Genomic DNA, 22374 nt, shown 5'->3' with positions numbered 1-22374 from the left:
GAGCATCTCCTGAGACCGGGAGGGAGGCCTTTAGTCCGGTTAAGGCGGCGGGTGAGGGCTGGAGGACGGTTAGTCTTCGAGGACGGGGGTCTGCTTGATCTCCCTGGTGGACGCGCCGACCTCCCGCTCGCGGGGTACCGGGTTGCTGTGCTGGTGGACGATCACGCCGCCCGGACGGCGGGCGCCCTTGCTGCTGGCGACGCGCATGCGGCCGTACTCGCTGAAGATGGTCCGCAGCACGCGGAAACCGTCCCGGAAGGTGTTGAGGTTGGTCTCGCCGTGGATGCGGCGGTGCTCGATGCTGCCGACCTCGCCGACCTTCATCCCGTCGACGGCGGCCCGGATGTTGATCATCGTTTCGATCTCGAAGCCGTCGCCCCACAGCTTGGAGCCGTCGGACTGCTTCGGGAGCCGGATGTCGGGCAGGTCGAGCACCGGCACGACGCTGCGCCAGAACGCGTTGTAGCCGTAGCAGAGGTCGGTGAACTTTGTACCGAACAGTACGTTGACCACCAGATTGAGCCCGTCGTTGCCGAGCTTGCGCAGTTTGGTGATGTCGTGGCTGAAGCCGCCGTGGTTGAAGCGGGAGCCCTTCACGAAGTCGGCGCCGGCCACCAGCTTGGCCACGAACAGCGGGATCTCGGCCGGATCGGTCGAGCCGTCGGCGTCGATCATCACGATGATGTCGCCTGTGCAGGCAGCGAATCCGCAGGCGAGCGCGTTGCCCTTGCCGGTGCGGGTCTGGTGCACCACGACCACGTCGGGCCGCAGCTCCCGAGCCACCTCGACGGTCCGGTCGACCGATCCGCCGTCCACCAGCACCACCTCGGTGATGTCCGCCGGCAACTTGGCGAACACGTGAGGCAGGTTGCGTTCCTCGTTCAGGGTCGGAATCACGACGCTCACGCTCGGTGATGTGTGTCCGTCACCCTTCGTATTGTTGGTGGAGGCGGAAATATCCATGTCGGTCCCTTTCCGGGGCAGCCGGGTTAGCAAGAGGCGTCAGGAAATCGCTTCTGTCGCCCCACCGTAGCAACCAGCTACGAAGCGTCAACCTCGGCAAAAGTCGGTGCGATTGCGACTGCCTGTGGGCCCGCTGTGAGCTGGTTGAGCCTGGCGAATACGCTCCGGCAACACGCGACGACTTTGGTCACATTCTCACCGTGAGTAACGGACACCTGGATCCAGGCGGACAGGTACCGCGCGAACCTCGCCGACCTCGCTTACCCGTCCGGATCGCCCGCTGGGGGCGGAAAGAAAAATGTCGGATTACTCCGCGTGAAATTCGTCACCGAACGTCGACATCACTGTCAGTGAAGTCTTGGTTGCGAGTCGGTTGCGCCGGACGTCGACACGGGCCCACCTGGGCCCACCGTGAGCCCCGGTTGTGGGTACTGTCCCGTAGATTCCGAGCGCGATTACTTTTGGTGAGGCGATGAACACTGATGAAGCCCTGTGTGTCTGCGGGCATCCGCGGCAGGCGCACGAGCACTACCGCCCAGGTGCCGAGTGCTCGTTGTGCGAGCCGGCGGCCTGCCCACGTTTCCGGCGTGTGACGTGGTGGCGACGGCTTCTCGGCCAGAGCTGACCGGGCTCCCTCTCGCGTGCGAATGCCTACTAGATCTGTAGGCTAAGTCTCACTTGCGACCCGCTCGTGGAGAGGGACTGCCATGCCGCTGCCCGATTTCCTGATCGCCGGGGTGCCCAAGGCGGGAACCACCGCGCTGCACGCCGCGCTGGTCCAGCACCCGGACCTGTTCCTGCCGGCGGTCAAGGAGCCCAAGTTCTTCCTCTCCGACGGCCCGCCGCCCACCACGGGCGGCCCGGGTGACGTGCAGACGTATCAGGAGCACGTCTGGCGCCAGGAGGAGTACGAGGCCCTGTTCGCCCCCGCGCCGCCGTCGGCCACGCTGGGCGAGGCCACACCCTTCTACCTGTACGACCTGAAGGCCCACGAGCGCATCAAGGCGCTCATCCCGTCGGCCCGGCTGATCATCCTGCTGCGTGACCCGGTCGACCGCGCCCACTCGAACTGGACGCACCTCTGGAACGCCGGCCTCGAGCCCGAGGCCGACTTCCTCACCGCCTGCCGGGCCGAGGAGGCGCGCAAGGCGGCTGGCTGGGCCGCCTTCTGGCATTACGTCAGCCTCGGCAAGTACGGCGAGCAGGTGCGCCACCTCTACGAGCACTTTCCCCGCGAGCAGGTGCTGCTCATGCGCTACCGCGAGCTCAAGGACGACCCGGCGGCCGCGCTCGACCGCGTCTGCTCGTTCCTGGGCGTCGCCACCGGGGTGCTGACCTCCATCCCGAAGGAGAACGTCAACCGGCACGTGGTCGAGGACGACGACCTGAACCGGATCCTGCGCTATCTTCTGCGCACCGGCGGAACCTTCGGGCATCACTTCCCGGTGCCGCTGCGGCTCGCCGCCCGTGGGCCGCTGCTCACCCTGCTGCACCGCAAGAAGGGGACCCGGCCGGTGACCACGCCGCAGGAGCGTGCCGCGCTGCTGCCGTCGTTCGTTGACGACATCGCGCTGCTGAGTGAGGTGACGGGGGAGAGCTATGACGACTGGCTGTCCGCCGACCGACACGCGGGCGCCGTCTAATCCCCCTCTTATCCATAGACAATGCATACTTGTGCGCAGCACTGAAGCCGCGCCGAAGGAGTCGCCGTGACCACCGGAATCTCGATGCTCCCGCTACCTCGCTGGGACGACTCCACCGTCGTGGTCGAGCCTCCGGGTGAGGAGCCGGGCGCCTGGGCCGGCGCGCCCAGCTCGATCGTGGTGGACGGCCGGTTCTACCTGGCCTACCGGCTGCGCCTGCCGATCGGCGAGGGCCGCGGCATCGCCAACGTGATCGCCGTCTCCGACGACGGGGTGAGCTTCACGCCGGTCGTCGAGGTGACCAAGGAGCAGTTCGGGGCCGAGTCACTCGAGCGGCCCGCCATCGTGCACACCCCGGACGGCAAGTGGCGGCTCTACGTCAGCGCCGCCACGCCCGGCACCAAGCACTGGCGGGTCGAGCTGCTCGAGGCCGGCACCCTGGCCGGCCTGGCCACGGCGGCGCCGCGCACGGTCCTGGCCGGCGACGACACCGTGGGCGTCAAGGACCCGGTGCTGCACCACGACGAGCACGGCTGGCACCTGTGGGCCTCGGTGCACCCGCTGGAGAGCTGGGACGACGCCGACCGGATGACCACCGAGTACGCGACCAGCCCCGACGGCGTCCACTGGACCTGGCGGGGCACGGCGCTGGCCGGCCGGCCGGGGGAGTGGGACGCCCGCGGCGTTCGGGTCTCCTCGGTGCAGGTCGCCGGCGACGAGATCACCGTCGCCTACGACGGGCGGGCCACCGCCGGCGAGAACTGGGAGGAGCGCACCGGCCTCGCGCGCGGCAAGCGCCTGGCCGACGGGAGCTTCGGCGAGCTCACCGCGGAGGACCGCGAGCCGCTGGGCAGCCCGCACGAGCCGAACGGCCTGCGCTACCTGAGCCTGGTCGCCCTGCCCGACGGCCGGCAGCGGGTCTACTACGAGGCCACCCGGGCCGACGGCGCGCACGACCTTCGTACCGAAATGTTCTGATGTGGTGAGAGCGCGATCACGATCCATGGGGTCCGGCCCCTCGGATCGATCTTGATGCTCTACCTTCGTTGGTGACGCCAGGTGCGCGCGGAAAACGGCCGCACCGTCGATGTCGGGGCCGCCCTCACAAGGGGCGGCTTCGTCATTTCCGGGGCCACTGCACCCGTACGGCAACCATGATTTCCCTGGCCTGAACCCGGACCCGGCCGATGGGGCCAACCGCTCGGCAACCTCCGACGGTTCAGGAGAGATCAGTGGTTCTTGCAACGGCTTCCAAGGAACAGCCCTTCTTCATCGAGTCGGGAACCGACGTCACCGACCCCAGGATCCTGGTGGCCGACGACGACGAGGACATCCGCGAGATCGTCGTCATGAAGCTCGTCGCCGCCGGATACAACGTCATCACCACCGACAACGGCAGCAGCGCCCTGCACCTGGTGCAGGCCGAGCAGCCCGACATGGTCATCCTGGACGTGTCGATGCCCGGCATGGACGGCCTGAGCGTCTGCTACGAGCTGCACTCGAAGGCGGCCACCGCGCAGATCCCGGTCCTGATGATGAGCGGCCGCGACCGGCCCCTCGACATCGACCTCGGGCTGACGGTGGGCGCCGACGACTATCTGGTCAAGCCCTTCCACCCGGCCGAGCTGGTGCGCCGCGTGCGCTGGCTGCTCATCGCCAACGCGGACTGAGGCTGCGCAGGAAGGCAGTCAGCGCCAGCCGGTAGGGCTCGACCGTGGTGAGGTCGGCGTACTCGCCGGCCCCGTGCTGACCGTCCCCGCCCGGCCCGAAGATCACCGCGTCGATCCCCCGCGCGTAGTAGAAGCGGCCGTCGGCCGCCCCGTGCTTGCGCAGCAGCGTCCCCGGGAAGCCGGCGTCCCGGACGACCTGCCGCAGCAGCCGGACGTCCTCGCTCCCGGGATCGGCGCGGTGCGGCGCCCCGAGCGCGCGGACCTCGACGTCGACGCCGGTGACCGCGCGCAGGTGCTCGGCCACTTCCTCAGTCGTACGCCGGTCGAAGTCGGCGTCCTCCGGCGGGAAGCGGAGGTCGATCCAGGCCTCCGCCTCCGCCGGCACCTGGTTGATCGCCCGGTTGCCGGTCTCGATCCGGGCCACGTTGGCCGTGGTCCGCCAGGCCTCCTCGGCCGGTGACGGATAGCGCTCCAGCAGCCTCTGAACCCCGGCCATGACGGCCACGACGGCGTTCTCGCCCAGCCAGGGATAGGCGGCGTGCGCGGCCCGGCCGGTGGCCCGCAGCCGCACGTGGGCCAGCCCTTTCGACTCGGTGACGACCTGGAGCCGGCTCTGCTCGCCGATCACCACGAACCCGGCCCGGACCCCCCGATCGACCTGATGCCCCGTGCCGTCGAACCCGCCCACCTCTTCGTCGGTGACGAGCTGGAGACCCAGGGGGTACGGCACGGAGCGCGCGACCTCGCGGAAGACGGACGCCATGACGATCGCCGCGACCTTCATGTCCTGAGCGCCGCGACCGTACAGCCGCTCCCCGTCACGCCGCGGCGTGAACTGCTCGTCGGCCCCCGGCACCACGTCGAGATGAGCGTTGAGCACCACCCGGAACGGCCCGCTCGACCCTTCGGTGCGCACCAGCGCGCTCGGCTTCCCGTTCGACGCGAACCGCTCGACCGTGAACCCCGGCCCCACCACGCCGAGCACGAATTCCAGCGCCCGCTCCAGCTCGCCGGGCCGATCGGCGGTGGACCGGATCGCGATGAGGTCGGCGGCGAGATCGACGAGTTCCTCCATCAGCCCACGTTAGTGCGTGTCGTGGCTGTGCAGGTGACGGCCGGGGTGGCCGTGGAAGAGCAGGCAGCCCTCGGCGCCGCACAGGGGGATCGGGTTGATCTCGGAGGCGGTCAGCGACCACTGCACCCACCAGCCGGTGCCGTGTGCCTGCTGGGCCAGGCCGGCGTGCGGGCCCGGGTGGGGATGCTCGAGCTCGCAGTGCAGCACCCGGTCGAGGGCGTGGGCGGGCGGTGGCAGCCGGCTCAGCCAGCCGACCTGGGCGTGGTCGAGCTCGATGCGGGCCGGGCAGCGGCTGGCGTCGGCCGAGGCCAGGCTGGTGACGTACGTCCCGGCGCCCTTGCGTGAGGCGATCAGCCCCTCGGTGCGCAGCAGGCGCAGGGCGCTCTGGATGGTCGCGCGGGCCACCTGGTGCTCGGCGGCCAGGACGTGCTCGGACGGCAGCTTCCCGCCCACCGGCAGGTGACCGGTGACGATCTCGTGGCGGATCTCGGCGGCGATCTGCTGATACGGCGCGAGGATGTCGACGGTCGGCATCTTAAGGATGCTGCGTGGCTGGTCAGGTGCAGACAAGTACGCAGGCGCGTGCCCCTTGCGCGATCCGGACAACCGTCCGGTCAGCGGCGCCGAGCTGTCCACATGCGGTTTCAGAAGGTGAAAGGACGGGTGAGAGGCGGCACAGTAACGCTGTCGTGGCGTTTTCGGCCCCGGCGGCCCGGGTACCGGCATCCGAAGATCAGTGGGGATGGTGGGGTGCGAATGCGGACGCTGGGCGGGCGATATCAGCTCGTACGTCGGATCGGCGTCGGCGGCATGTCCGAGGTCTGGCGCGGGCACGACCAGGTGCTCGACCGGCCGGTCGCGGTGAAGATCATGGCGCCCGCGGTCGAGGGGACACTGGGCCAGGTCGGCGTCGACCTGGTGCGCACGGAGGCCCGGTCGGCGGCCCGGCTGGCACACCCGAACGTGGCCGGCGTGCACGACTTCGGCACGTCACCCTCGGTGGGTGAGGGGCGCGACGTGCCGTACATCATCATGGAACTGGTCGAGGGGCAGACGCTCGGCGCGCACATCGCGGCCGGCCCGATCGACTGGCGCATCGGGGTGCGCATCTGCGCCGAGGTGGCGGCCGCGCTGGCCGCGGCGCACGCCGAGAAGGTGGTGCACCGCGACATCAAGCCCGGCAACGTCATGCTGACCCCGGCCGGGGCCAAGGTCCTCGACTTCGGCATCGCGGCCGCCGTGGGCACCCACGACCCCGACCCGGACGGCCCGGTCATGGGCACGCCGGCCTACGTGGCCCCCGAGCGCTTCGAGGGCTGCCCGGCCACGCCGGCCTCCGACATGTTCGCCCTCGGCGTCCTGCTCTACCTCTGCATCGCCGGGCACCTGCCGTGGCGCGCCGACACCCCGACCGAGCTCGTGCACGCGCAGCGCTACAACGACCCGATCCCGCTGCCCGACGCCGACGGGCTGCCGCAGGAGGTGGTCGACCTGTGCTCGCGCTGCCTGGACCGCGATCCCGATCATCGGCCGACCGCGCTGGTGGCGGCGCTGCTGCTGGCCGAGGCGGTGGACGCCCGTGTCTACGTACCCATGCAGGACCTGGACCCCTCACCACCGCGACCGAAGCTCTCGCCGTGGGACGCGCAAGCGGCCGAGGCCCCCACATCGGTCGCCATGCCGATGAACGAGGAGCGCGGCGGCCGCCACCGAGCGTGACTCTCCTCGCAGTACTTGCCTCTGACGTCAGCGTCAGGTTTTAGCGTGGTGGCATGCAGATCAACGGCACCACAGCCCTCGTCACCGGCGCCAACCGCGGCCTCGGCAAGGCGTTCGCCGAGGCCCTCCTCGCCCGCGGCGCCACCACCGTCTACGCTTCCGCCCGCAACCCCGACCGCATCGACATCCCGGGCGTCGTCCCCCTCCGGCTGGACATCACCGACGCGGCGTCCATCGAGGCCGCGGCGGCCGAGATCGGCAACCTCGACATCCTCGTCAACAACGCCGGCATCTCCACGGACGCCCCGCTCCTCGGCCCGTCCACGGACAACATCCGCCGCGAGTTCGAGACGAACTTCTGGGGCACCCTCAACGTCACCCGCGCTTTCGCGCCCCGCCTGGCCGGCGGCGCCATCCTCAACGTCATCTCGGCCCTGAGCTGGTACGCCTTCGCCCCGTCCAGCAACGGCTACGCGGCCTCGAAGGCGGCGGAGTGGTCGCTGACCAACGGCATCCGACTCGAGCTGGCCGACCAGAAGACGCTGGTCACCGCCCTGGCCCTGGCCATCGCCGACACCGACATGATGGCCGGCTACGACATCCCGAAGCTCCCGCCGCACGAGGTGGTCGCCCAGGCCCTGGACGGCTTGGAGGCGGGCGCCCTGGAGGTGATCGCCGACGCCCCTACGGCCAATGTCAAGGCGTCGCTTTCCCAGGACCCCGCCCTCTTCTACGCCGACATCCCGGGCGCCCTGTTCGGCTGACACCGCACGCACGTTCGAAACCGGCCACGGCCCTGCGGGGTCGTGGCTGAACGTATTGCTAGTAGCCGCGGCCGCGGCAAATACTGTGGAATGCGGAGAGTCAGGCGAGGGCGTCCACAGCCTTGCCCTCAGGGACGAGCCTTGGTGAGAAACGGAATCAGCGGCCCCGCCGCATCGCGACCGCTATCGCCGCTCTGCCCGGCAGAGCGCAACTCACGCTCCTCGCCCGTTTCGGCGGCGGTGGCCGAACGTCGCATGCGAATTTACCAAGCCGTCGACCAAAATGCGGACGACACTCGCGAGCGCGGCGCCGGGGCATCTTCAACCTCGAAGTCGAACCGCGCCCCGCCGCCCGACACGGGGGTCGTGTCGGCCATGTCCGAACTGAGCTGCGCTCGAATGAACTGCACGTACGTCGGATCATCCGGAGCAAGGGTCTCGGTTCGGAAAAGAATTGGCGTTGCTGACACGTTAGTCGGGCACAGCGAATGAAGGTCTGAGGTTAAAGCTTCGCCTGCAGGTTACTTAGGTCGTTTCTTCGCTGCTCTACCTGGAGGGACCCTTCAGTGGCTTCAGGAGAGCCGTTCCTATCCCGGCGGGTGCGGTAGAGGGCAATGAGCGTCTCGATATGAAGGATTGCCTCGTCTTTTCTGTCTAGGTCGATCAGAATCCGCACAAGACTGTCAACGGCAGTAACGAAAATATCCTCGTATCGGAGGGGATCCTTTCTCGACTCGCGGCGGATGATGTCGACAGCTTCACTCGTCGCCGTGAGTGCCTCCTGCGTACACCCTGTTCGGTGCCAAGCCGCACCTGCATTAAAGAGCGATGCGGCCATCGCGTGACTGAACCGCCGGGGGTTCTCGGCGACTAGCCCTCTATCTAGGCTGAGAGCTTCTTCAGTAGACCGCAACGCTTCTTCCGGCCGCCCAAGATGCATAAGTAAAGCTCTCCGGAATAGGGTAGCTGCCTCTTCAATCAACGGTAAAGCGTCTGCATAGCGACCCATCCGCAAGTGAATAATTCCGAGATTGTCGACGGACGAGGCCAGAGAAAGAGCTGCTCCCGCGATACGAGCGGCCACGCTATTCGCGATTCATTCCCGGTGCGTGCCGTAGACCGGTAGTTCGGAAAACGACTTAGTAGCTGAGGAGCACAAGCCCGGGCTCCCTATGAGAGCCGCAGCGGTAGCCCGGTTCGCATCGCCCAGGCGGTCGGTCCGGGTCGGCGGTGTGTGGCAGGGTGGTTCACCGTGATCGATGAGTTCGCGAAGGCGTACCTGCACGGCGATCTGCGTGACGTCCGCGAAGTGATGGTGTGGAAGCTTGAAGGGCTTTCCGAGTACGACATCCGGCGGCCCCTCACCTCGACCGGGACCAACCTTCTGGGGCTGGTCAAGCATCTGGCGCACACCGAGTTCCGTTATTTCGGTGAGGTCTTCGGGCGGCCGCCCGCCGAACCCCTCGCTCCCTGGGACGACGAGCGGGTGTGGCGGGACTCCCTGCGGCCGGCCGCGTCCGAGACGCGCGAGGAGATCGTCGGCCGGTACCGGCGCGCCTGGGCGCACTCCGACGCGACCATCGATGCCCTCGCCGTCGACGCGCCCGGGCGGGTGCCGTGGTGGCCCCGCCCGGACGTCAAGTTGTTCAATGTTCTCGTTCACGTGCTCACCGAGACCAGCCGGCATGCCGGGCACGCCGACATCCTGCGGGAACAGCTTGACGGCTCGACCGGGACCGCCCCCGGCTAACCGCTGCGGGGTACCACCACGATCGGGAGGCGGGCTCGGCGGATCAGGCGGGTCGAGACGCCGCCCAGCAACACTCGGCGGGCCGGGCCGTAGCCTCGCGAACCGCAGAACAGCACGTCGACCTCGGTCAGTGCGGCCAACTTCCCGACCACGTCGCCCGCCTCGATGCGCCAGTCCACGCGCACGTCCGGCACCGTTTCGGCGGCCCGGGACAGCGACAGCTCGTACGTCTCCCGGGCCGTCTCCAAGAACGCGCGCTCGGCGTCGTCGCCTATCAGGAACGGCAGGGACGCGTCGGCCTCGGCCACCACCGTGTACAGCCGTAGCTCGTCGCCCGTTCGCCGGGCCAACCGGGCCGCCTCCTCCAGCGCCCGGCGGCCGTCCGGAGTGTCCACATAGGCCACACCGACGCGGCCCAGCTTGCCCACCGGGCCGGTCAGGCCGGCGGGAGCCACCGCCACCGGGCAGACCGTGCCGGCCAGCAACCGTTCCGCCGTGCTGCCGCCCGAGCCGACCACCAGCATCGACGCCGCCTCGTGCTCGGCCAGGTCGTGCAGGCCGTGTGCGGCCGACGACGACGCGATCAGGCGGTAGTCCACCTCGGCCGTCGTGCCCTCCAGGGCCGCCCGGGCGCCGTCGAGCACCCTCGTGGCCGCCCGATTGCGGTCGGCCACCCACTCCGCGTCGACACGGCCCGAGCCCAGGGCGGCCGGCGCCGGGTGGACCACGGCCACGATCAGTGGCACGCCCAGCGTCTGTGCCGTCCAGCTGGCCAGCATCAGCGCGTCCGCGCCGGACGCTCCCCCGTCGTAACCGGTGACCACCGGGCCGCTCATCGCGGCTCTTCCTCGTCGTCGCCGTCGGTGTGGTCGCGGGCCCAGCCCGGCGTGGACTGGGGCTCGGTGCGCAGGCGGGAGTTGCGGTAGCCGTACAGCCAATAGATGAGACCGCCGATGGCCAGCCAGACGACGAACCGGATCCACGTGTCCAGGGGCAGGTCGGTCATCAGGTAGACGGCGAACGCGATGCCCAGCAGCGGCAGCACCGGCGACCACGGCACCCGGTAGGGGCGTGGCATGTCCGGCCGGGTCCGGCGCAGGACGAGCACGCCGATGTTGACCAGGACGAACGCGAACAGCGTGCCGATGTTGACCAGCTTGACGATCTCGCTGAGCGGCACCAGGGCGGCCAGGATCGCGATCAGCACGCCGAGCACGATGGTGAGCCGGGCCGGTGTGCCGTAGCGCTGGTTGACCTGGGCCAGGCGCTGGGGCAGCAGGCCGTCGCGGCACATCGCGAAGAAGATGCGGGTCTGGCCGTACATGATGACCAGCACCACGCTCGTGATGGCCACGACCGCGCCGAGCGCGAGCACCGCCGCCGCCCAGCTGATGCCGGCGCCCTGGTCGAGGGCGGCGGCCAGCGGCGCGTCGCTCTCCTTCATCTGGTCCGGTGAGGCGATGCCGAGCGCGCCGACCGCGGTCAGCACGTAGAACACCGTGCAGATCAGCAGCGAGCCGATGATGGCCAGCGGCAGGTCGCGCTCCGGCTTCATGGCCTCCTCGCTGCCGGTGGAGACCGCGTCGAAGCCGATGTAGGCGAAGAAGATGACCGCCGCGGCCGCCGTCACCCCGTCCACGCCCTCGGGGGCGAACGGCTGGAAGTTGCCGGTGCCGAAGTTGGCGAAGGCGACGACGATGAAGAACAGCAGCACGGCCAGCTTGACGACGACCATCACGAGGTTGACCCGTGCGCTCTCGGTGACGCCGCGGACGAGCAGGAACGTGATGGCCAGGACCACGAAGACGGCCGGCAGGTTGAAGACGCCGCCGTCCTCGGGGGACTTCGCTATCGCGTCCGGCAGGGCGACCCCGAAGGCCGAGTCGAGGAACGCGTTGAGGTTGCCGCCCCAGCCGACCGCGATGGCCGCCACCGACACCCCGTACTCCAGGATCAGGTCCCAGCCGATGATCCAGGCGACCAGCTCGCCGAGGGTGGCGTAGGTGTAGGTGTACGCGCTGCCGGCCACCGGGATCGACGAGGCCAGCTCCGCGTAGGACAGCGCGGAGAATGTGCACGCCACCGCGGCGAGCACGAAGGACAGGATGACCGCGGGCCCGGCGATGCCCGCCCCCTCGCCGATCACCACGAAGATGCCGGTGCCGATGATCGCGCCGACACCCATGGCGGTCAGATGTGTCGCACCGACCGCCTTCTTGAGCCCGTGCCCCTCTTCCGCCGTCTCGGTGATCAGGGAGCGCACGTCTCTGACCGCGAAGATGCCCGGCCGTCCCGAAGTCGTCGCCATACCGCGTTCACCTCCCGTTATCGGTTCCCGCCGATGTAACGATGTGCCTACCGCCGGTCACGCGCAACTGGGGGACACGCACCGGCTGTCCGCTGTGGTGCCGGAAACACGCGGCAGCCTGCGAGGGTCCGTTCCGCCGGGGTACGGTGTGGCCACGGGAAAGAGAGGTTCTCTGCCATGGGCGAGGCGGTGATGACGACGCGGCGGCAGGCCGACGGCGCGATCGTCGTCGACGTCCGCGGCACTCTCGACGCCGCCACCGTCGGCGCCCTCCGCGAGATCCTGCTCGGCACCCTCCAGCGCGAGCGGCCGGTCACCCTGGTGGTCGATCTGACCTTCGTCACCTTCATGGACTCGCAGGGCATCGGCACCCTCGTCACCGGTCACAACGCGGCCCGCGAGGTCGGCACCCGGTTCATCCTGCGCAACCCGAGCGAGTTCGTGCACCGCCAGTTGCGCGTCACCGGCCTGACCGAGATGTTCGGCCTGCCGCCTTCTTCTTCAACGACGCAGACCTATACGCCCTGAGCGTTTAGAGTGCGGAGATGGAGCGCTCCGCCGGCCGTGAACCCGACTGGCTGAGCATGCCCGCGGCGGCCGGGCGATGGCACGAGCTCGACGTCAAGGCCCCGCAACTCGGTGCCGTGCTGGCCGTGCGGGTCTGGACCCCGGCCCAGCGCACCGACCGGGTGCTGGTCGTCCACGACGGGCCCGATTACGACCACCACGCCGGGCTCGGGCGCTACGTCGCCGCCTCGATCACGGCCGGGCGCATCCCGCCCTACCGGCTCGTCCTGCTGCCCGCCGGTGAGCGCTTCGAGTGGTACTCGGCCTCGCCGGCGTACGCCCGCAGCCTCAGCGGCGAGATCCTGCCCCAGGTGGCCGACGGTCCGGTGGTGGGCGTCGGGGCCAGCCTGGGCGCGCTGGCCATGCTGCACTGCCAGCGCCGTCATCCCGGCTCGTTCGCCGGGCTGTTCCTGCAGTCGGGCAGCTTCTTCCAGCCGCGCTTCGACAAACAGGAGTCCGGCTTCGCCCGCTGGCTGCGGATCGTGCGGTTCACCGGGCGGGTGCTGCGGGCCCGGGGCGGGCCTCCGGAGCCGGTGCCGGTGACGATGACCTGCGGGCACGCCGAGGAGAACCTGGCCAACAACCGCAGCATGGCGGCCGCCCTGCGATCGCAGGATTATCCGGTCGCTTTCGCGGAAAACGAAGGTGGTCATGACTGGCCCGCGTGGCGGGACGCCCTGGATCCGCACCTCACCGCACTGCTGAACGGGCTTGAGAGGAGCCGCAGTGGCTGACGTCGAGCACACCATCGGACTGTTGCTGGGAACCGAGGACGACTGGCCGCGGGCCTACGAGGCGCTGCTGCGGCGGATCGGGACGATCACCGGGCCGGACGGCAAGACACACCGGGTCAACGCGGAACGGGTCACCATCGAGCCGTTCAACCTGCGCTACGAGCCGCGCCACGAGCTGGTCATCGACCGGCTGGCGTACTGGTACTACCACCCGCGCGAGTGGCTCAAGAAGATCGCGCTGATGGACGACGTGTACCTGCTGAACAGCCCGTTCACGTTCCAGTCGATGGAGAAGCACGCGGCGTACTGCGCGATGATGCGACTCGGCCTCAAAGTGCCGGAAACGGTCCTCGTGCCGTACAAAAACCCTTTGGACAACAGCCGGTACGCCTACACGGCCGCCCGCTACAACCAGCCTTTCGATCTCGACCGTACGGCCGAGCAGGTCGGCTATCCGCTCTACATGAAGCCGTACGACGGCGGGGCCTGGGTCGGCGTCTCCAAGATCCGTAACCCGGACGAGCTGCACGCGGCCTACGACGCGTCGGGCGAGCGGCTGATGCACCTTCAGGCCTCGGTCGAGGGGTACGACGTGTTCGCGCGCTCGCTGAGCATCGGACCCGAGACGATGGTGATGAAGTTCCGGCCCGACCAGCCGATGCACTCGCGCTACGAGGTCGACCACAGCTTCCTGACGGCCGAGGTCGGCGACGAGGTGGTGACCATCTCGCGGCTGGTCAACGCGTTCTTCCGCTGGGAGTTCAACTCCTGCGAGTCCCTCGTGCGGGGCACCGACGTGCACCCGATCGACTACGCGAACGCCTGCCCCGACGTGGCGGTCACCTCGCTGCACTACTACTTCCCGTGGGCGATGGCGGCGCTCGCGCGCTGGACCGTCTACTGCGTCGTCACCGGCCGCCGTCCGCGCCTGGACACCGACACGTCGGCCTATTTCGAGATCTCGGACGACAGTTCTTTGTCGTACGCCGAGAAACTCACCGAATACCGCAGGCTGGCCGACGCGTACTTCGAGGTCGACCGCTACCGGGACTTCTGCGCCTCCTACCTCGGGCACGTGGACGAGATCGTGCACGACTGGGTCACCTCCGAGGAGTTCCGGTCGCTGTTGCGCGAGACGGTCCGCGCCACCTATCCGGTCCACGAGCACGAGAGGTTCCTCGCACATTTCGGCGGCCTGATCGACGCCTGGTCGCGCGATCATGTCGTACCCCCGGCCTAATGTTTGCGGTGTGCAGATCCGGATCGAGGGACACGACCTGCCCGGCGCCCGGGCCGGGTCGTCCGCGCTGCGCCTGGCCAACGTGCATGTCGGCATGCAGCGCAAGGCGGTCGCCGAGCGGCTGGTCCCGGCCTGGGCGCCCTCGGCGACGTGGGAGATCGCGGTCGACGCGCGCGAGGTCGACGAGCTGCTCGACGTGGGCGGGCCGTGGGTCCACGGGCGGCCGGGGGCCCGGTTCCTCTATCTGACCTGGGGAAACGTCGTCGGGGACACGTTCGAGATGTTCCGGCGGGCCAAGCTCATGTTCGGTGATGTGCCCACGGCGGTGCTGCGGGAGGCGTACGAGGGAAAGGTCTTGATCGGCTCTCTGGGCCTGACCGACGCCCACGGTGATCCGGTGTGTGCCCGGGTGCGGCCCGACTGGAGCGTGGCATGACCGCCGTCGCCCAGGCCACCGTGCGGGTGCTGCATTCCTTCGTCGGGCGTGACGGCTCCCTGGTGCTGTGGGGCGAGTCGGCCACGCCGGGCTCGCCGTCGGGCAGTGGCGCGGGCACGCTGTCGCGTGGCGCCCATCCCTTCGCGCTGCCCGCCGGCCAGCTCCCGGCCGGTGACGCCCGCCCCGAGGCGACACTCGTGCTTCCCTCGACCAGCGCCGGGCCCTTGCCGTCGCCTCAGCTGGGCCTGCCGCCCCGGCGCGGAACGCCCCGCCTTCGGGCCTGGCCGGTGCCGGCGGTGACCGTGCCGTTCCTCGACGACGACCTCGCCGACTCGTGGGACGGGCGGCTCGGGGCGTCGGTGCTGTGGATGATCGAGCTGTGCGCGTTCGCGGCCGATCTCGTCCGGCGCGGGCGGGTGCTGCCGGCGGTCCATCCGCACGGGCCGATCGCCCGCTGGCGTCCCGTGCTCACCGGCTTCGACGCCGTCCACCACGCCGACCTGTTGCGCCGGCTGCCCGCCGCGGCCCGGGCCGAGCGGTCCCGGCCCGGCGACGTGGCCGGGCTGCCGGCGGCCGACGCGCTGGCCGCGGCGCTCGACCGGCTCGTCGACGGCCTGGTCCGCACCCGGCTGGCCGAGGCCGGCGTGCACATCGGCGACGGGTGGCTGACCGCGCTGACCGACGAGCCCCGCTTCGTCGCCGCGCCCGCCCTCGCCGACGACCTGGCCGACAAGCTCGACGCCTGGCACGCGGGCGCGGTCTCCGGGGCGGCCGTGCGGCTCTGCTTCCGGCTCAGCCACATCACCGACGAGGGCGAGGAGCCCGACGCGGTCGACCCGGCCGGCACGCCGCCGCGCGAGGCCTGGCTGCTGGAGTTCCTGCTCCAGGCCGTCGACGAGCCGAGCGCCCTGGTGACGGCGGCCGACGTCTGGCGCGACTCGTACGCGCCGCTGCGCCGGTGGACGCGCCATCCGCAGGAGAGACTGCTCGGCGGGCTCGGGCGGGCGGCCCGGCTCTACCCCGACCTCGAGGCGGCGCTGCGCGTGCCCCGGCCGGTCGACATGGTGCTCGACACCGAAGAGGCGCACCGCTTCCTCAGCCACGCGGCCACCCTTGAGGAGGCGGGCTACGGCGTGCTGCTGCCCGCGTGGTGGCGGCAGGGGCCCGGGCTCGGGCTGGGTCTCAACCTGCGCCCGCGCGAGGCGGTGCCGGCCGTGCTGCGCGACCAGGCGGCCGACCTCGGCCACATGGTCGACTACGACTGGGGGCTGGCGCTCGGCGGCGAGATGCTCACCGAGGCCGAGCTGACCGACCTGGCCCGGGCCAAGGTGCCGCTGGTGCGGCTGCGGGGCCGGTGGGTCTACCTCGACGCGGAAAGGCTCGACGCCGGCCTGCGGTTCCTGGTCCGCGGCGGCGGCACGATGACGGCCGGCGACGCGCTGCGCACGATCAAGCTGCTGCCGCCCGAGGAGCTTCCGCTGCCGGTGACGGCCACGGCCGGCTCGGGGTGGATGGCCGACCTGCTCTCGGGCGACCTGGAGCACCGGCTCACCCTGCTCGACCCGCCGGCGGCGCTCGTGGGGTCGCTCCGGCCCTACCAGATCAGGGGTTTCTCCTGGCTGGCGTTCCTCGACGGCCTCGGCCTGGGCGCCTGCCTGGCCGACGACATGGGCCTCGGCAAGACCGTGCAGTTGCTGGCCCTGCTGCTGCACCGGCGGTCCGGCCCGGCGCTGCTGATCTGCCCGCTGTCGGTGCTCGGCAACTGGCAGCGCGAGATCGCCCGCTTCGCGCCGTCGCTGAGCGTCGCGGTGCTGCACGGCACCGACCGGGACGTGGCGCTGGACGCCGACATCGTGCTGACCACGTACGCCACGGCGGTCCGCGACGCCGACCGGCTCGCGGCCACCCAGTGGGACCGCGTGGTGCTCGACGAGGCGCAGAACGTCAAGAACAGCGCGGGCGCGGCGGCCAAGGCGGTGCGCCGTTTCCCGGCCCGGGTGCGGATCGCGCTGACCGGCACGCCGGTGGAGAACCGCCTGGCCGAGCTGTGGTCGATCCTCGACTTCGTCAACCCGGGCGTGCTGGCCTCGGCCCACACGTTCCGGGCCCGCTTCGCCGTGCCGATCGAGCGGTACGCCGACGAGGACGCGGCCGCCCGCCTGCGCCAGGCCACCCGGCCGTACCTTCTGCGCCGCGTCAAATCCGACCCGATCGTCGTCGACGACCTGCCCGACAAGCGTCACGTGCGCCATCTGTGCGGCCTGACCGGCGAGCAGAGCACGCTCTACAAGGCGATCCTCGAGGAGATGACGAACCGGCTCGACGAGTCGACCGACCGCTGGAACAAGGGCATCGTGCTGGCCGGCATGACCAAGCTGAAACAGGCCTGCGTCCACCCGGCGCTGCTGCTGGGCGACAACTCACCGCTGCCCGGCCGCTCGGGCAAGCTCGAGCGCCTGGAGGAGATCGTCGACCAGGCCCTCGGCCAGGGCGAGAGCCTGCTGTGCTTCACGCAGTTCGCGCGCTTCGGCTCGATGCTCACCCCGCATCTGGCCGCCCGTTTCGGCGTGCCGGTCCGCTATCTGCACGGCGGCACGCCCCGGGCGGCCCGCGACGAGATGGTGGCCGGTTTCCAGGCCGACACCCGCCCCGGTGTCTTCGTCCTGTCGCTGAAAGCGGGCGGCACGGGCCTCAACCTGACCGCCGCCAACCACGTCGTGCACGTGGACCGCTGGTGGAACCCGGCCACCGAGGAGCAGGCCACCGACCGGGCCTTCCGCATCGGGCAGACCAAGGACGTGCGGGTGCACACCCTCGTCTGCCTGGGCACCTTGGAGGAGCGCATCGACCGTCTCCTGGCCGACAAGGGCGTCCTGGCCGCCCGGGTGGTCGGCAACGGCGAGGGCTGGCTGACCTCGCTGACCACCACCGAGCTCCACGACCTGCTGACCCTCGCCCCGGAGGCCGTCGGTGACTGAGCATGACGAGCGTCTGTCGCTGGCGTTCCTCGGGACGTTCGAGTCGTTGCGGATGGGGCCGACGTTCGCGCGGGGGCGGCGCGACGAGCGGGCCGGGCACGTGCGGAGCCTGACCATCTCGGGAAGCCTCGTGGTGGCGCTGGTGCGCGGGCCGGACGATCCGCGGGCCTTCCGGGCCCGGATCGCGGTGCGGGCGTTCGGGGCCTCGGAGTGGGCCCGGGTCGAGGAAGACCTGGTTCGCGAGGCGCGGTTCGCGGCCGATCTGCTGGCGGGGCGGATGCCGCCGGGGATCGGCGGCGTGTTCCAGGCGGCCGGGCTCTCGCTGGTGCCGTTGTCGCTCGACGAAGTGGCGATGGACTGCACCTGCGAGCGCTGGCCCATGCCGTGCGTACACCTGGCGGCGGCGAGTTACGCGCTGGCCCGCAGCTTCGAGGAAGACCCGTTCGGGGCCTTCACCTGGCGGGGCCGCGGCCGCGACGAGCTGCTGCTGCGCCTGCGCGAGCTGCGCAGCGCCCGCGCGGTCACCGGCGAGGCGGCCGCTCCGGCTCCCGCCGAGACCCCCGTCACCGATCCGGGTGACGGGCTGGGAGACCCGGCCGACTTCTGGGGCGGCGCGCTTCCCCCGGCGGCCGTCGGCGGGCGCCCCGGGGCCGTGACCAGGCCTGACGCGTTGCTCGACCAGCTCGATCCGCCCGGGCTGGCGCAGGACGGGCGCCCGATTGTTGAGCTTTTGCGCCCCGCCTACCTGGCGCTGCCGGAAGCGTAGCCCAAGTCCGTTCTCCCACGATCGGGTTACACGTTACGAAACCGACCCGTGACATTGCGTTCTCATGATCTCCTTCTTGGGACACAGCGTTTTGTCAAGAGAAGGTGTGAGATGAACCGAATCACCCGAATGCTGATGGTGTCCGGTCTGGGTGTCGTCGCCGCCGCGACGCTGGGTGCCGGCACGGCCGTGGCCTCCACGGGCAGCACTGCCCCCCAGGCGACCACGAACCAGGCCAAGCACTGGGACGACGATGACGAGCGCGTCGTCGGCTACTACCGGGACTTCCGTCGCTGCGTCATCGCCGGCCGTCTCGGCGAGCGCTTCGACCGCTGGGACGACGCCGAGTGCGTGCGCATCGGCTACGGCTTCCGCAGCCGCTGGGCCCTGGTCGTCGAGGACAACGACGACTGGGACGACTGGAGCGACAACTGGTACAACTGGGACCGCGACGACTTCGGCGACCGTGGCCCGGGCTACTACCACCGCTACCACCACCGTCACCACAAGGGCAAGCACTGACATCGTCAGTAAGCACCACATCGAGCCACGGCCCCGCAGGGCCGTGGCTCGACTGTTTCCGCTTCCGGGGGCGACCCCCGGACACCCCACGGTGTCGTGGTCGCCATTCAGCGCCCATCCTCAAGCTGCTGCGAAGCTTCTTCGCCGAACACTTCCGCGAGTGTGTGGACCTGCTCGCCCACATCCCGAAAGCCGCGACTACTCGGCGGCCGACACTCGCCAGCACATACTCCTCGCCCGTCACCTTTCGCAGACGCTCGGCACCCGCGCGGATCTGCGGCATCGACAAGCCCGCGTTACGCAGCCCGCGGAGGAAATGAGCCTCCGCCAGGGCGATGAACTGCAGACGTGGTCCGCGCGGGGTCGAGGGCGCGATTGAATGCATGACCGGCGGTTCGTTGCCGCCGGAGACCCACTGCTTGATCGTGTTCGCGGGAATTCCCAGGTGCACGCCGGCCGCCTGCCGGGACTGCACCGATCGGTGGTGGAGGTGAACCGCGCACCCCACCGTCGACGGCGATCCCCACCGCGTCGAGCAGCGCCGTCAGCAGACTTTGTGTGAGCAGCCCGTGGCCGATCAGCCGGCTCTCCCAAGTGCGCTGTTCGGCAGACGAGGCAGTGAGCACGACCCGGGCCTTTCCCGTCACCTTCGAGAGCGGGGGTCGCGCTCGGTGGGATCGTTGTGCGTCATCGGGCATGCGTCCTACGGTCGGGTCTTCATGTCGAGCACCCTGCGTGAACGGACCGTTCTGCCACCTGAAAACCCCGCTGACCTGGTGCGCTTCGCGCGGGGTCTGGCCGACGCCGAGGCTCCCGTGCGAGCGAAGCTGGTGGGCCCGGACGGTTCGCAACTCGACATCCCGGCCGAGCTCTACGAGCTGCTGCGCGACGTCGTCGGCGCCCTGTCCCAGGGCATGGCCGTCTCGATTGCCCCGCACAACACGATGCTGACGACCCAGGAAGCCGCTGACATACTCAACATCTCGCGACCCACGCTGGTCCGCCTGCTCACCGACGGCGAGATCCCGCACAGCCTGCGCGGCCGGCATCGACGAGTTCTGCTGCGGGACATTCTCGACTACTCCGAGCGCACTCGCACCGAACGCCGCGGAGCCCTGGACCAGATGGCCGCCGATGCCGAGGACGACGACCTGTACGAGATCACTCTCGACTCTCCGCCGTCGAGGTGACGGCCGGTCATGGTGGCGTTCCCGGCGTTCCTTGACTCCTTGACGGTATGGCGAACCATCCGAAGGACCGGCACGTCCCGGCCGCCGCCGCCGTACGCGCCAATGCCGAAGTCGTCGTCGCCTTCAACCTCAGCGACTTCCCCGAGCCTGCCCTCAAGCCCTACGACATCGCGGCCATCCACCCCGACGACTTCCTGCTCGACCAACTCGACCTCTACCCCGGCTTGACCATGGACGTGCTCCGCCACCAAGCCGCGTCCTACCGGAGAGTGCCGAACACCTTGCCGGAGATCCTGGTCCTTCTGCAGCGCACTGGCGTGCCCAGATTCGCCGCTGAAGTACGACGCCATCTCGGCCCTCCGGCCTGGTAGCGCAGCCGACTGTGCGGACGATGCCGCTCGCGTTCACCGTGATGGTGGCGAGTTCGCTGCTGACCCGCGGCCGGGTGCCCGCGGACGCACGCCCCCGAATTATCGCTAAAGAAACTTTAAGGAAGGCTTGCTCAGCGTCATGAACTGCTGCACATCGCTGCTCGTATATCTCGGCACAAGCAGGACGGGACGAAGAGGGTGCCGGCGCTGGGTTTCAGTCCGGGCGATCCGAACGCGACGGCCGACCGTGTGGGCCCGACCGGGGTGAATGTTCCCGGTCGCTGCCCACCGACTCAAGCTCAGGTGAACGCGCAGGTAGCGCTGAAGAATGCGAGTCTTCCGAGCGGAACGGACTTGGAAAGCCGCATCCAGCGTTTTGAGAAGACTTTGTCGGCGATTCAGGACTTGAAGTGCCCCGCGTCTTCCACGACTTTGCTGGGCCGTTTGAATTCCTTGACGGCGCTGCGTGGAGACGCGAACCGCGATGACGTCCTGCGTGGTCTGGGTTTGAACGAAACGCCAGCGGATAGGTCCGCCGCCCCAGGATCCGGTGACGCGAACGCCGGAGCCGGCTCCGGCAGCATCGACGCCTTGGTGCCGGCGCTGGGTTTCAGCCCGGGCGATCCGAACGCGACGGCCGACCGTGTGGGCCCCACCGGGGTGAATGTTCCCGGTCGCTGCCCACCGACTCAAGCCCAGGTGAACGCGCAGGTAGCGCTGAAGAATGCGAGTCTTCCGAGCGGAACGGACCTGGAAAGCCGTATCCAGCGTTTTGAAAAGACGTTGTCGGCGATTCAGGACTTGAAGTGCCCCGGCGTCTTCCACGACTTTGCTGGGCCGTTTGAATTCCTTGACCGCGCTGCGTGGAGACGCGAACCGCGATGACGTCCTGCGTGGTCTGGGTTTGAACGAAACGCCAGCGGGATAACGCCGCAGGGAATGCGGCGCCGGCGGACAACGGCAACCTGATCCTTCGCGGATCCTGATCCACCGCACGAAACCGCCTCGCCGGAGGCCCTCGCACCACGGGGGTCTCCGGCGCGTCCGTGTGTGGGCTATGCGCGTGGTGGTCTTCGGCTACTCCGGCACGCTGACCGACCCCGGCGCTGGAATGTCGCGAGCCCCTGGCGCACCGCACCGGCGAGATGCTCGGCGTCTGCCGGCCACCGTTCTGGAAGGCGCTGGCCGGGGAGCCTCGGCGAGCGCACGATCGGGGTCCACGGCGGGACGGAGAGCACGCTGAGGGCGGTGGCGCGTCGCCATGTCGGCCCCCGATGCCGACGCGTGGGCGGTCTCCGAGCGCAACGTCGCCTGGCAGCCCGGCAGCCGGTTCGCGCCCGCTTCGGCCACCACGAGGACCTCGGGGTCGAACAGGTCGAGCAACAGGGCGGCGGCGCGGCCCACGAGACGGGCCCGCTCCCGCAGCAGCCCGAGCGCCTCGGCGCCGCCCGCCGCGGCCGCGTCCACCAGCGCGTGGATGTCCGGCCGGTCGATCAGCCCGGCGGAGCGCGGTGAGAACGCTGTCCGGGTCGCGCCGGCCGTGCGGGTACTGCCGCCGGGTGATCACCCGCCCGCGCAGGTCGAGCAGGGCGACCGTGGCCCGGGGAACCGCGATGTGGACCCCGATGACGCCGACCGCGTCCGGCTCGACGTCCAGCGGCACGTGCGGCCGGCCGAT

General features: G+C 69.8%; 23 protein-coding genes and 1 pseudogene. 17 read left to right on the top strand and 7 right to left on the bottom strand.

Annotated elements, in window-relative coordinates; genetic code table 11:
- Positions 1–69 precede the first annotated feature (69 nt).
- Positions 70–897, bottom strand: coding sequence for a glycosyltransferase family 2 protein (locus tag ACQP2X_RS31130; RefSeq protein WP_498687936.1), 828 nt, complete (start codon positions 895–897; stop codon positions 70–72).
- A gap of 773 nt (positions 898–1670) precedes the next feature.
- Between ACQP2X_RS31130 and ACQP2X_RS31125 the strand changes: the two genes are divergently transcribed.
- The 3 genes from ACQP2X_RS31125 (at position 1671) to ACQP2X_RS31115 (ending at position 4276) form a co-directional block, all read left to right on the top strand.
- Complete coding sequence (locus tag ACQP2X_RS31125) at positions 1671–2606, top strand: sulfotransferase family protein (protein WP_498687934.1); 936 nt, start codon at positions 1671–1673, stop codon at positions 2604–2606.
- Between the two features lie 66 nt (positions 2607–2672).
- Positions 2673–3584: a hypothetical protein gene (locus tag ACQP2X_RS31120; protein WP_498687932.1), complete on the top strand. Its 912-nt coding sequence runs from the start codon at positions 2673–2675 to the stop codon at positions 3582–3584.
- 254 nt (positions 3585–3838) lie between these two features.
- Entirely contained in the window at positions 3839–4276 is a 438-nt protein-coding gene (locus ACQP2X_RS31115) for a response regulator transcription factor (protein ID WP_498687930.1), read from the top strand.
- Here the strand turns inward: ACQP2X_RS31115 and ACQP2X_RS31110 are convergent.
- Together ACQP2X_RS31110 and ACQP2X_RS31105 are read right to left on the bottom strand one after the other, a co-directional pair.
- On the bottom strand, positions 4257–5351 hold the full coding sequence (locus ACQP2X_RS31110; protein ID WP_498687929.1) for a M20 family metallopeptidase: 1095 nt from the start codon (positions 5349–5351) through the stop codon (positions 4257–4259). The genes ACQP2X_RS31115 and ACQP2X_RS31110 overlap by 20 nt on opposite strands.
- Positions 5352–5360: 9 nt before the next feature.
- Positions 5361–5885, bottom strand: a complete 525-nt coding sequence (locus tag ACQP2X_RS31105; protein WP_498687927.1) for a winged helix-turn-helix domain-containing protein — start codon at positions 5883–5885, stop codon at positions 5361–5363.
- 222 nt (positions 5886–6107) lie between these two features.
- Between ACQP2X_RS31105 and ACQP2X_RS31100 the strand changes: the two genes are divergently transcribed.
- Both ACQP2X_RS31100 and ACQP2X_RS31095 read left to right on the top strand, forming a co-directional pair.
- A complete protein-coding gene (locus tag ACQP2X_RS31100) occupies positions 6108–7070 on the top strand; it encodes a serine/threonine-protein kinase (protein WP_498687925.1) in 963 nt (320 codons plus the stop codon).
- Positions 7071–7123: 53 nt separating this feature from the next.
- The gene (locus tag ACQP2X_RS31095; RefSeq protein WP_498687923.1) at positions 7124–7834 is read left to right on the top strand and encodes an SDR family oxidoreductase; all 711 of its coding nucleotides are present in this window, start codon (positions 7124–7126) and stop codon (positions 7832–7834) included.
- Positions 7835–8336: 502 nt separating this feature from the next.
- Here ACQP2X_RS31095 and ACQP2X_RS31090 read toward each other — a convergent pair.
- Positions 8337–8672 (bottom strand): hypothetical protein, encoded by a 336-nt coding sequence (locus ACQP2X_RS31090; protein WP_498701360.1) that lies wholly within the window; start codon positions 8670–8672, stop codon positions 8337–8339.
- Positions 8673–9086: 414 nt separating this feature from the next.
- Between ACQP2X_RS31090 and ACQP2X_RS31085 the strand changes: the two genes are divergently transcribed.
- Positions 9087–9584, top strand: coding sequence for a DinB family protein (locus tag ACQP2X_RS31085; protein ID WP_498687922.1), 498 nt, complete (start codon positions 9087–9089; stop codon positions 9582–9584).
- Here the strand turns inward: ACQP2X_RS31085 and ACQP2X_RS31080 are convergent.
- A complete protein-coding gene (locus tag ACQP2X_RS31080; RefSeq protein ID WP_498687919.1) occupies positions 9581–10420 on the bottom strand; it encodes a universal stress protein in 840 nt (279 codons plus the stop codon). The two genes, ACQP2X_RS31085 and ACQP2X_RS31080, sit on opposite strands and share 4 nt — an antisense overlap.
- Positions 10417–11892, bottom strand: coding sequence for an amino acid permease (locus tag ACQP2X_RS31075; protein ID WP_498687916.1), 1476 nt, complete (start codon positions 11890–11892; stop codon positions 10417–10419). Before ACQP2X_RS31075 ends, ACQP2X_RS31080 begins: the two co-directional genes overlap by 4 nt.
- 177 nt (positions 11893–12069) lie before the next feature.
- Here ACQP2X_RS31075 and ACQP2X_RS31070 point away from each other — a divergent pair, with 177 nt between their 5' ends.
- The 7 genes from ACQP2X_RS31070 (at position 12070) to ACQP2X_RS31040 (ending at position 19135) form a co-directional block, all read left to right on the top strand.
- Positions 12070–12420, top strand: a complete 351-nt coding sequence (locus ACQP2X_RS31070; protein ID WP_097321923.1) for an STAS domain-containing protein — start codon at positions 12070–12072, stop codon at positions 12418–12420.
- A gap of 17 nt (positions 12421–12437) precedes the next feature.
- Complete coding sequence (locus tag ACQP2X_RS31065) at positions 12438–13193, top strand: alpha/beta hydrolase (RefSeq protein WP_498687912.1); 756 nt, start codon at positions 12438–12440, stop codon at positions 13191–13193.
- Complete coding sequence (locus ACQP2X_RS31060; RefSeq protein WP_498687910.1) at positions 13186–14433, top strand: ATP-grasp domain-containing protein; 1248 nt, start codon at positions 13186–13188, stop codon at positions 14431–14433. The genes ACQP2X_RS31065 and ACQP2X_RS31060 overlap by 8 nt, the downstream gene beginning before the upstream one ends.
- A gap of 10 nt (positions 14434–14443) precedes the next feature.
- Complete coding sequence (locus tag ACQP2X_RS31055) at positions 14444–14869, top strand: DUF5990 family protein (RefSeq protein WP_498687908.1); 426 nt, start codon at positions 14444–14446, stop codon at positions 14867–14869.
- On the top strand, positions 14866–17847 hold the full coding sequence (locus ACQP2X_RS31050; protein ID WP_498687906.1) for a DEAD/DEAH box helicase: 2982 nt from the start codon (positions 14866–14868) through the stop codon (positions 17845–17847). The genes ACQP2X_RS31055 and ACQP2X_RS31050 overlap by 4 nt, the downstream gene beginning before the upstream one ends.
- A complete protein-coding gene (locus ACQP2X_RS31045; protein WP_498687905.1) occupies positions 17840–18613 on the top strand; it encodes an SWIM zinc finger family protein in 774 nt (257 codons plus the stop codon). The genes ACQP2X_RS31050 and ACQP2X_RS31045 overlap by 8 nt, the downstream gene beginning before the upstream one ends.
- 111 nt (positions 18614–18724) lie before the next feature.
- Positions 18725–19135 (top strand): hypothetical protein, encoded by a 411-nt coding sequence (locus tag ACQP2X_RS31040; RefSeq protein ID WP_498687903.1) that lies wholly within the window; start codon positions 18725–18727, stop codon positions 19133–19135.
- Between the two features lie 325 nt (positions 19136–19460).
- Here ACQP2X_RS31040 and ACQP2X_RS31035 read toward each other — a convergent pair.
- Positions 19461–19586 (bottom strand): annotated as a pseudogene (locus tag ACQP2X_RS31035) (hypothetical protein); the annotation flags it as partial.
- A 268-nt stretch (positions 19587–19854) separates the two neighbouring features.
- On the opposite strand from ACQP2X_RS31035, the gene ACQP2X_RS31030 reads away from it, so the two are divergent.
- From ACQP2X_RS31030 to ACQP2X_RS31015, 4 genes are all read left to right on the top strand, one after another.
- Entirely contained in the window at positions 19855–20325 is a 471-nt protein-coding gene (locus ACQP2X_RS31030; RefSeq protein WP_498687902.1) for a helix-turn-helix domain-containing protein, read from the top strand.
- A 47-nt stretch (positions 20326–20372) separates the two neighbouring features.
- Positions 20373–20696: a VapC50 family PIN domain-containing toxin gene (locus ACQP2X_RS31025; protein ID WP_498687900.1), complete on the top strand. Its 324-nt coding sequence runs from the start codon at positions 20373–20375 to the stop codon at positions 20694–20696.
- Positions 20697–20894: 198 nt separating this feature from the next.
- The gene (locus ACQP2X_RS31020; RefSeq protein WP_498687898.1) at positions 20895–21581 is read left to right on the top strand and encodes a hypothetical protein; all 687 of its coding nucleotides are present in this window, start codon (positions 20895–20897) and stop codon (positions 21579–21581) included.
- A gap of 399 nt (positions 21582–21980) precedes the next feature.
- Complete coding sequence (locus ACQP2X_RS31015) at positions 21981–22211, top strand: hypothetical protein (RefSeq protein WP_498687896.1); 231 nt, start codon at positions 21981–21983, stop codon at positions 22209–22211.
- The last annotated feature ends 163 nt before the right edge of the window (positions 22212–22374 follow it).

The sequence above is a fragment of the Actinoplanes sp. CA-131856 genome (assembly GCF_050956135.1).
Taxonomy (GTDB): Bacteria; Actinomycetota; Actinomycetes; order Mycobacteriales; family Micromonosporaceae; genus Actinoplanes.
The sequence above is the reverse complement of the archived record's forward strand: the minus strand, read 5'-3'. Positions and strand labels throughout refer to the sequence as shown.

Bases quoted from the DNA above. Each gene is read 5' to 3' on its own strand.
- ACQP2X_RS31040 (WP_498687903.1), top strand. From the start codon at position 18,725: ATGAACCGAATCACCCGAATGCTGATGGTGTCCGGTCTGGGTGTCGTC.
- ACQP2X_RS31080 (WP_498687919.1), bottom strand. From the start codon at position 10,420: ATGAGCGGCCCGGTGGTCACCGGTTACGACGGGGGAGCGTCCGGCGCG.
- ACQP2X_RS31050 (WP_498687906.1), top strand. From the start codon at position 14,866: ATGACCGCCGTCGCCCAGGCCACCGTGCGGGTGCTGCATTCCTTCGTC.
- ACQP2X_RS31125 (WP_498687934.1), top strand. From the start codon at position 1,671: ATGCCGCTGCCCGATTTCCTGATCGCCGGGGTGCCCAAGGCGGGAACC.
- ACQP2X_RS31105 (WP_498687927.1), bottom strand. From the start codon at position 5,885: ATGCCGACCGTCGACATCCTCGCGCCGTATCAGCAGATCGCCGCCGAG.
- ACQP2X_RS31110 (WP_498687929.1), bottom strand. From the start codon at position 5,351: ATGGAGGAACTCGTCGATCTCGCCGCCGACCTCATCGCGATCCGGTCC.
- ACQP2X_RS31095 (WP_498687923.1), top strand. From the start codon at position 7,124: ATGCAGATCAACGGCACCACAGCCCTCGTCACCGGCGCCAACCGCGGC.
- ACQP2X_RS31075 (WP_498687916.1), bottom strand. From the start codon at position 11,892: ATGGCGACGACTTCGGGACGGCCGGGCATCTTCGCGGTCAGAGACGTG.
- ACQP2X_RS31070 (WP_097321923.1), top strand. From the start codon at position 12,070: ATGGGCGAGGCGGTGATGACGACGCGGCGGCAGGCCGACGGCGCGATC.
- ACQP2X_RS31030 (WP_498687902.1), top strand. From the start codon at position 19,855: ATGTCGAGCACCCTGCGTGAACGGACCGTTCTGCCACCTGAAAACCCC.
- ACQP2X_RS31025 (WP_498687900.1), top strand. From the start codon at position 20,373: ATGGCGAACCATCCGAAGGACCGGCACGTCCCGGCCGCCGCCGCCGTA.
- ACQP2X_RS31065 (WP_498687912.1), top strand. From the start codon at position 12,438: ATGGAGCGCTCCGCCGGCCGTGAACCCGACTGGCTGAGCATGCCCGCG.
- ACQP2X_RS31090 (WP_498701360.1), bottom strand. From the start codon at position 8,672: ATGGCCGCATCGCTCTTTAATGCAGGTGCGGCTTGGCACCGAACAGGG.
- ACQP2X_RS31100 (WP_498687925.1), top strand. From the start codon at position 6,108: ATGCGGACGCTGGGCGGGCGATATCAGCTCGTACGTCGGATCGGCGTC.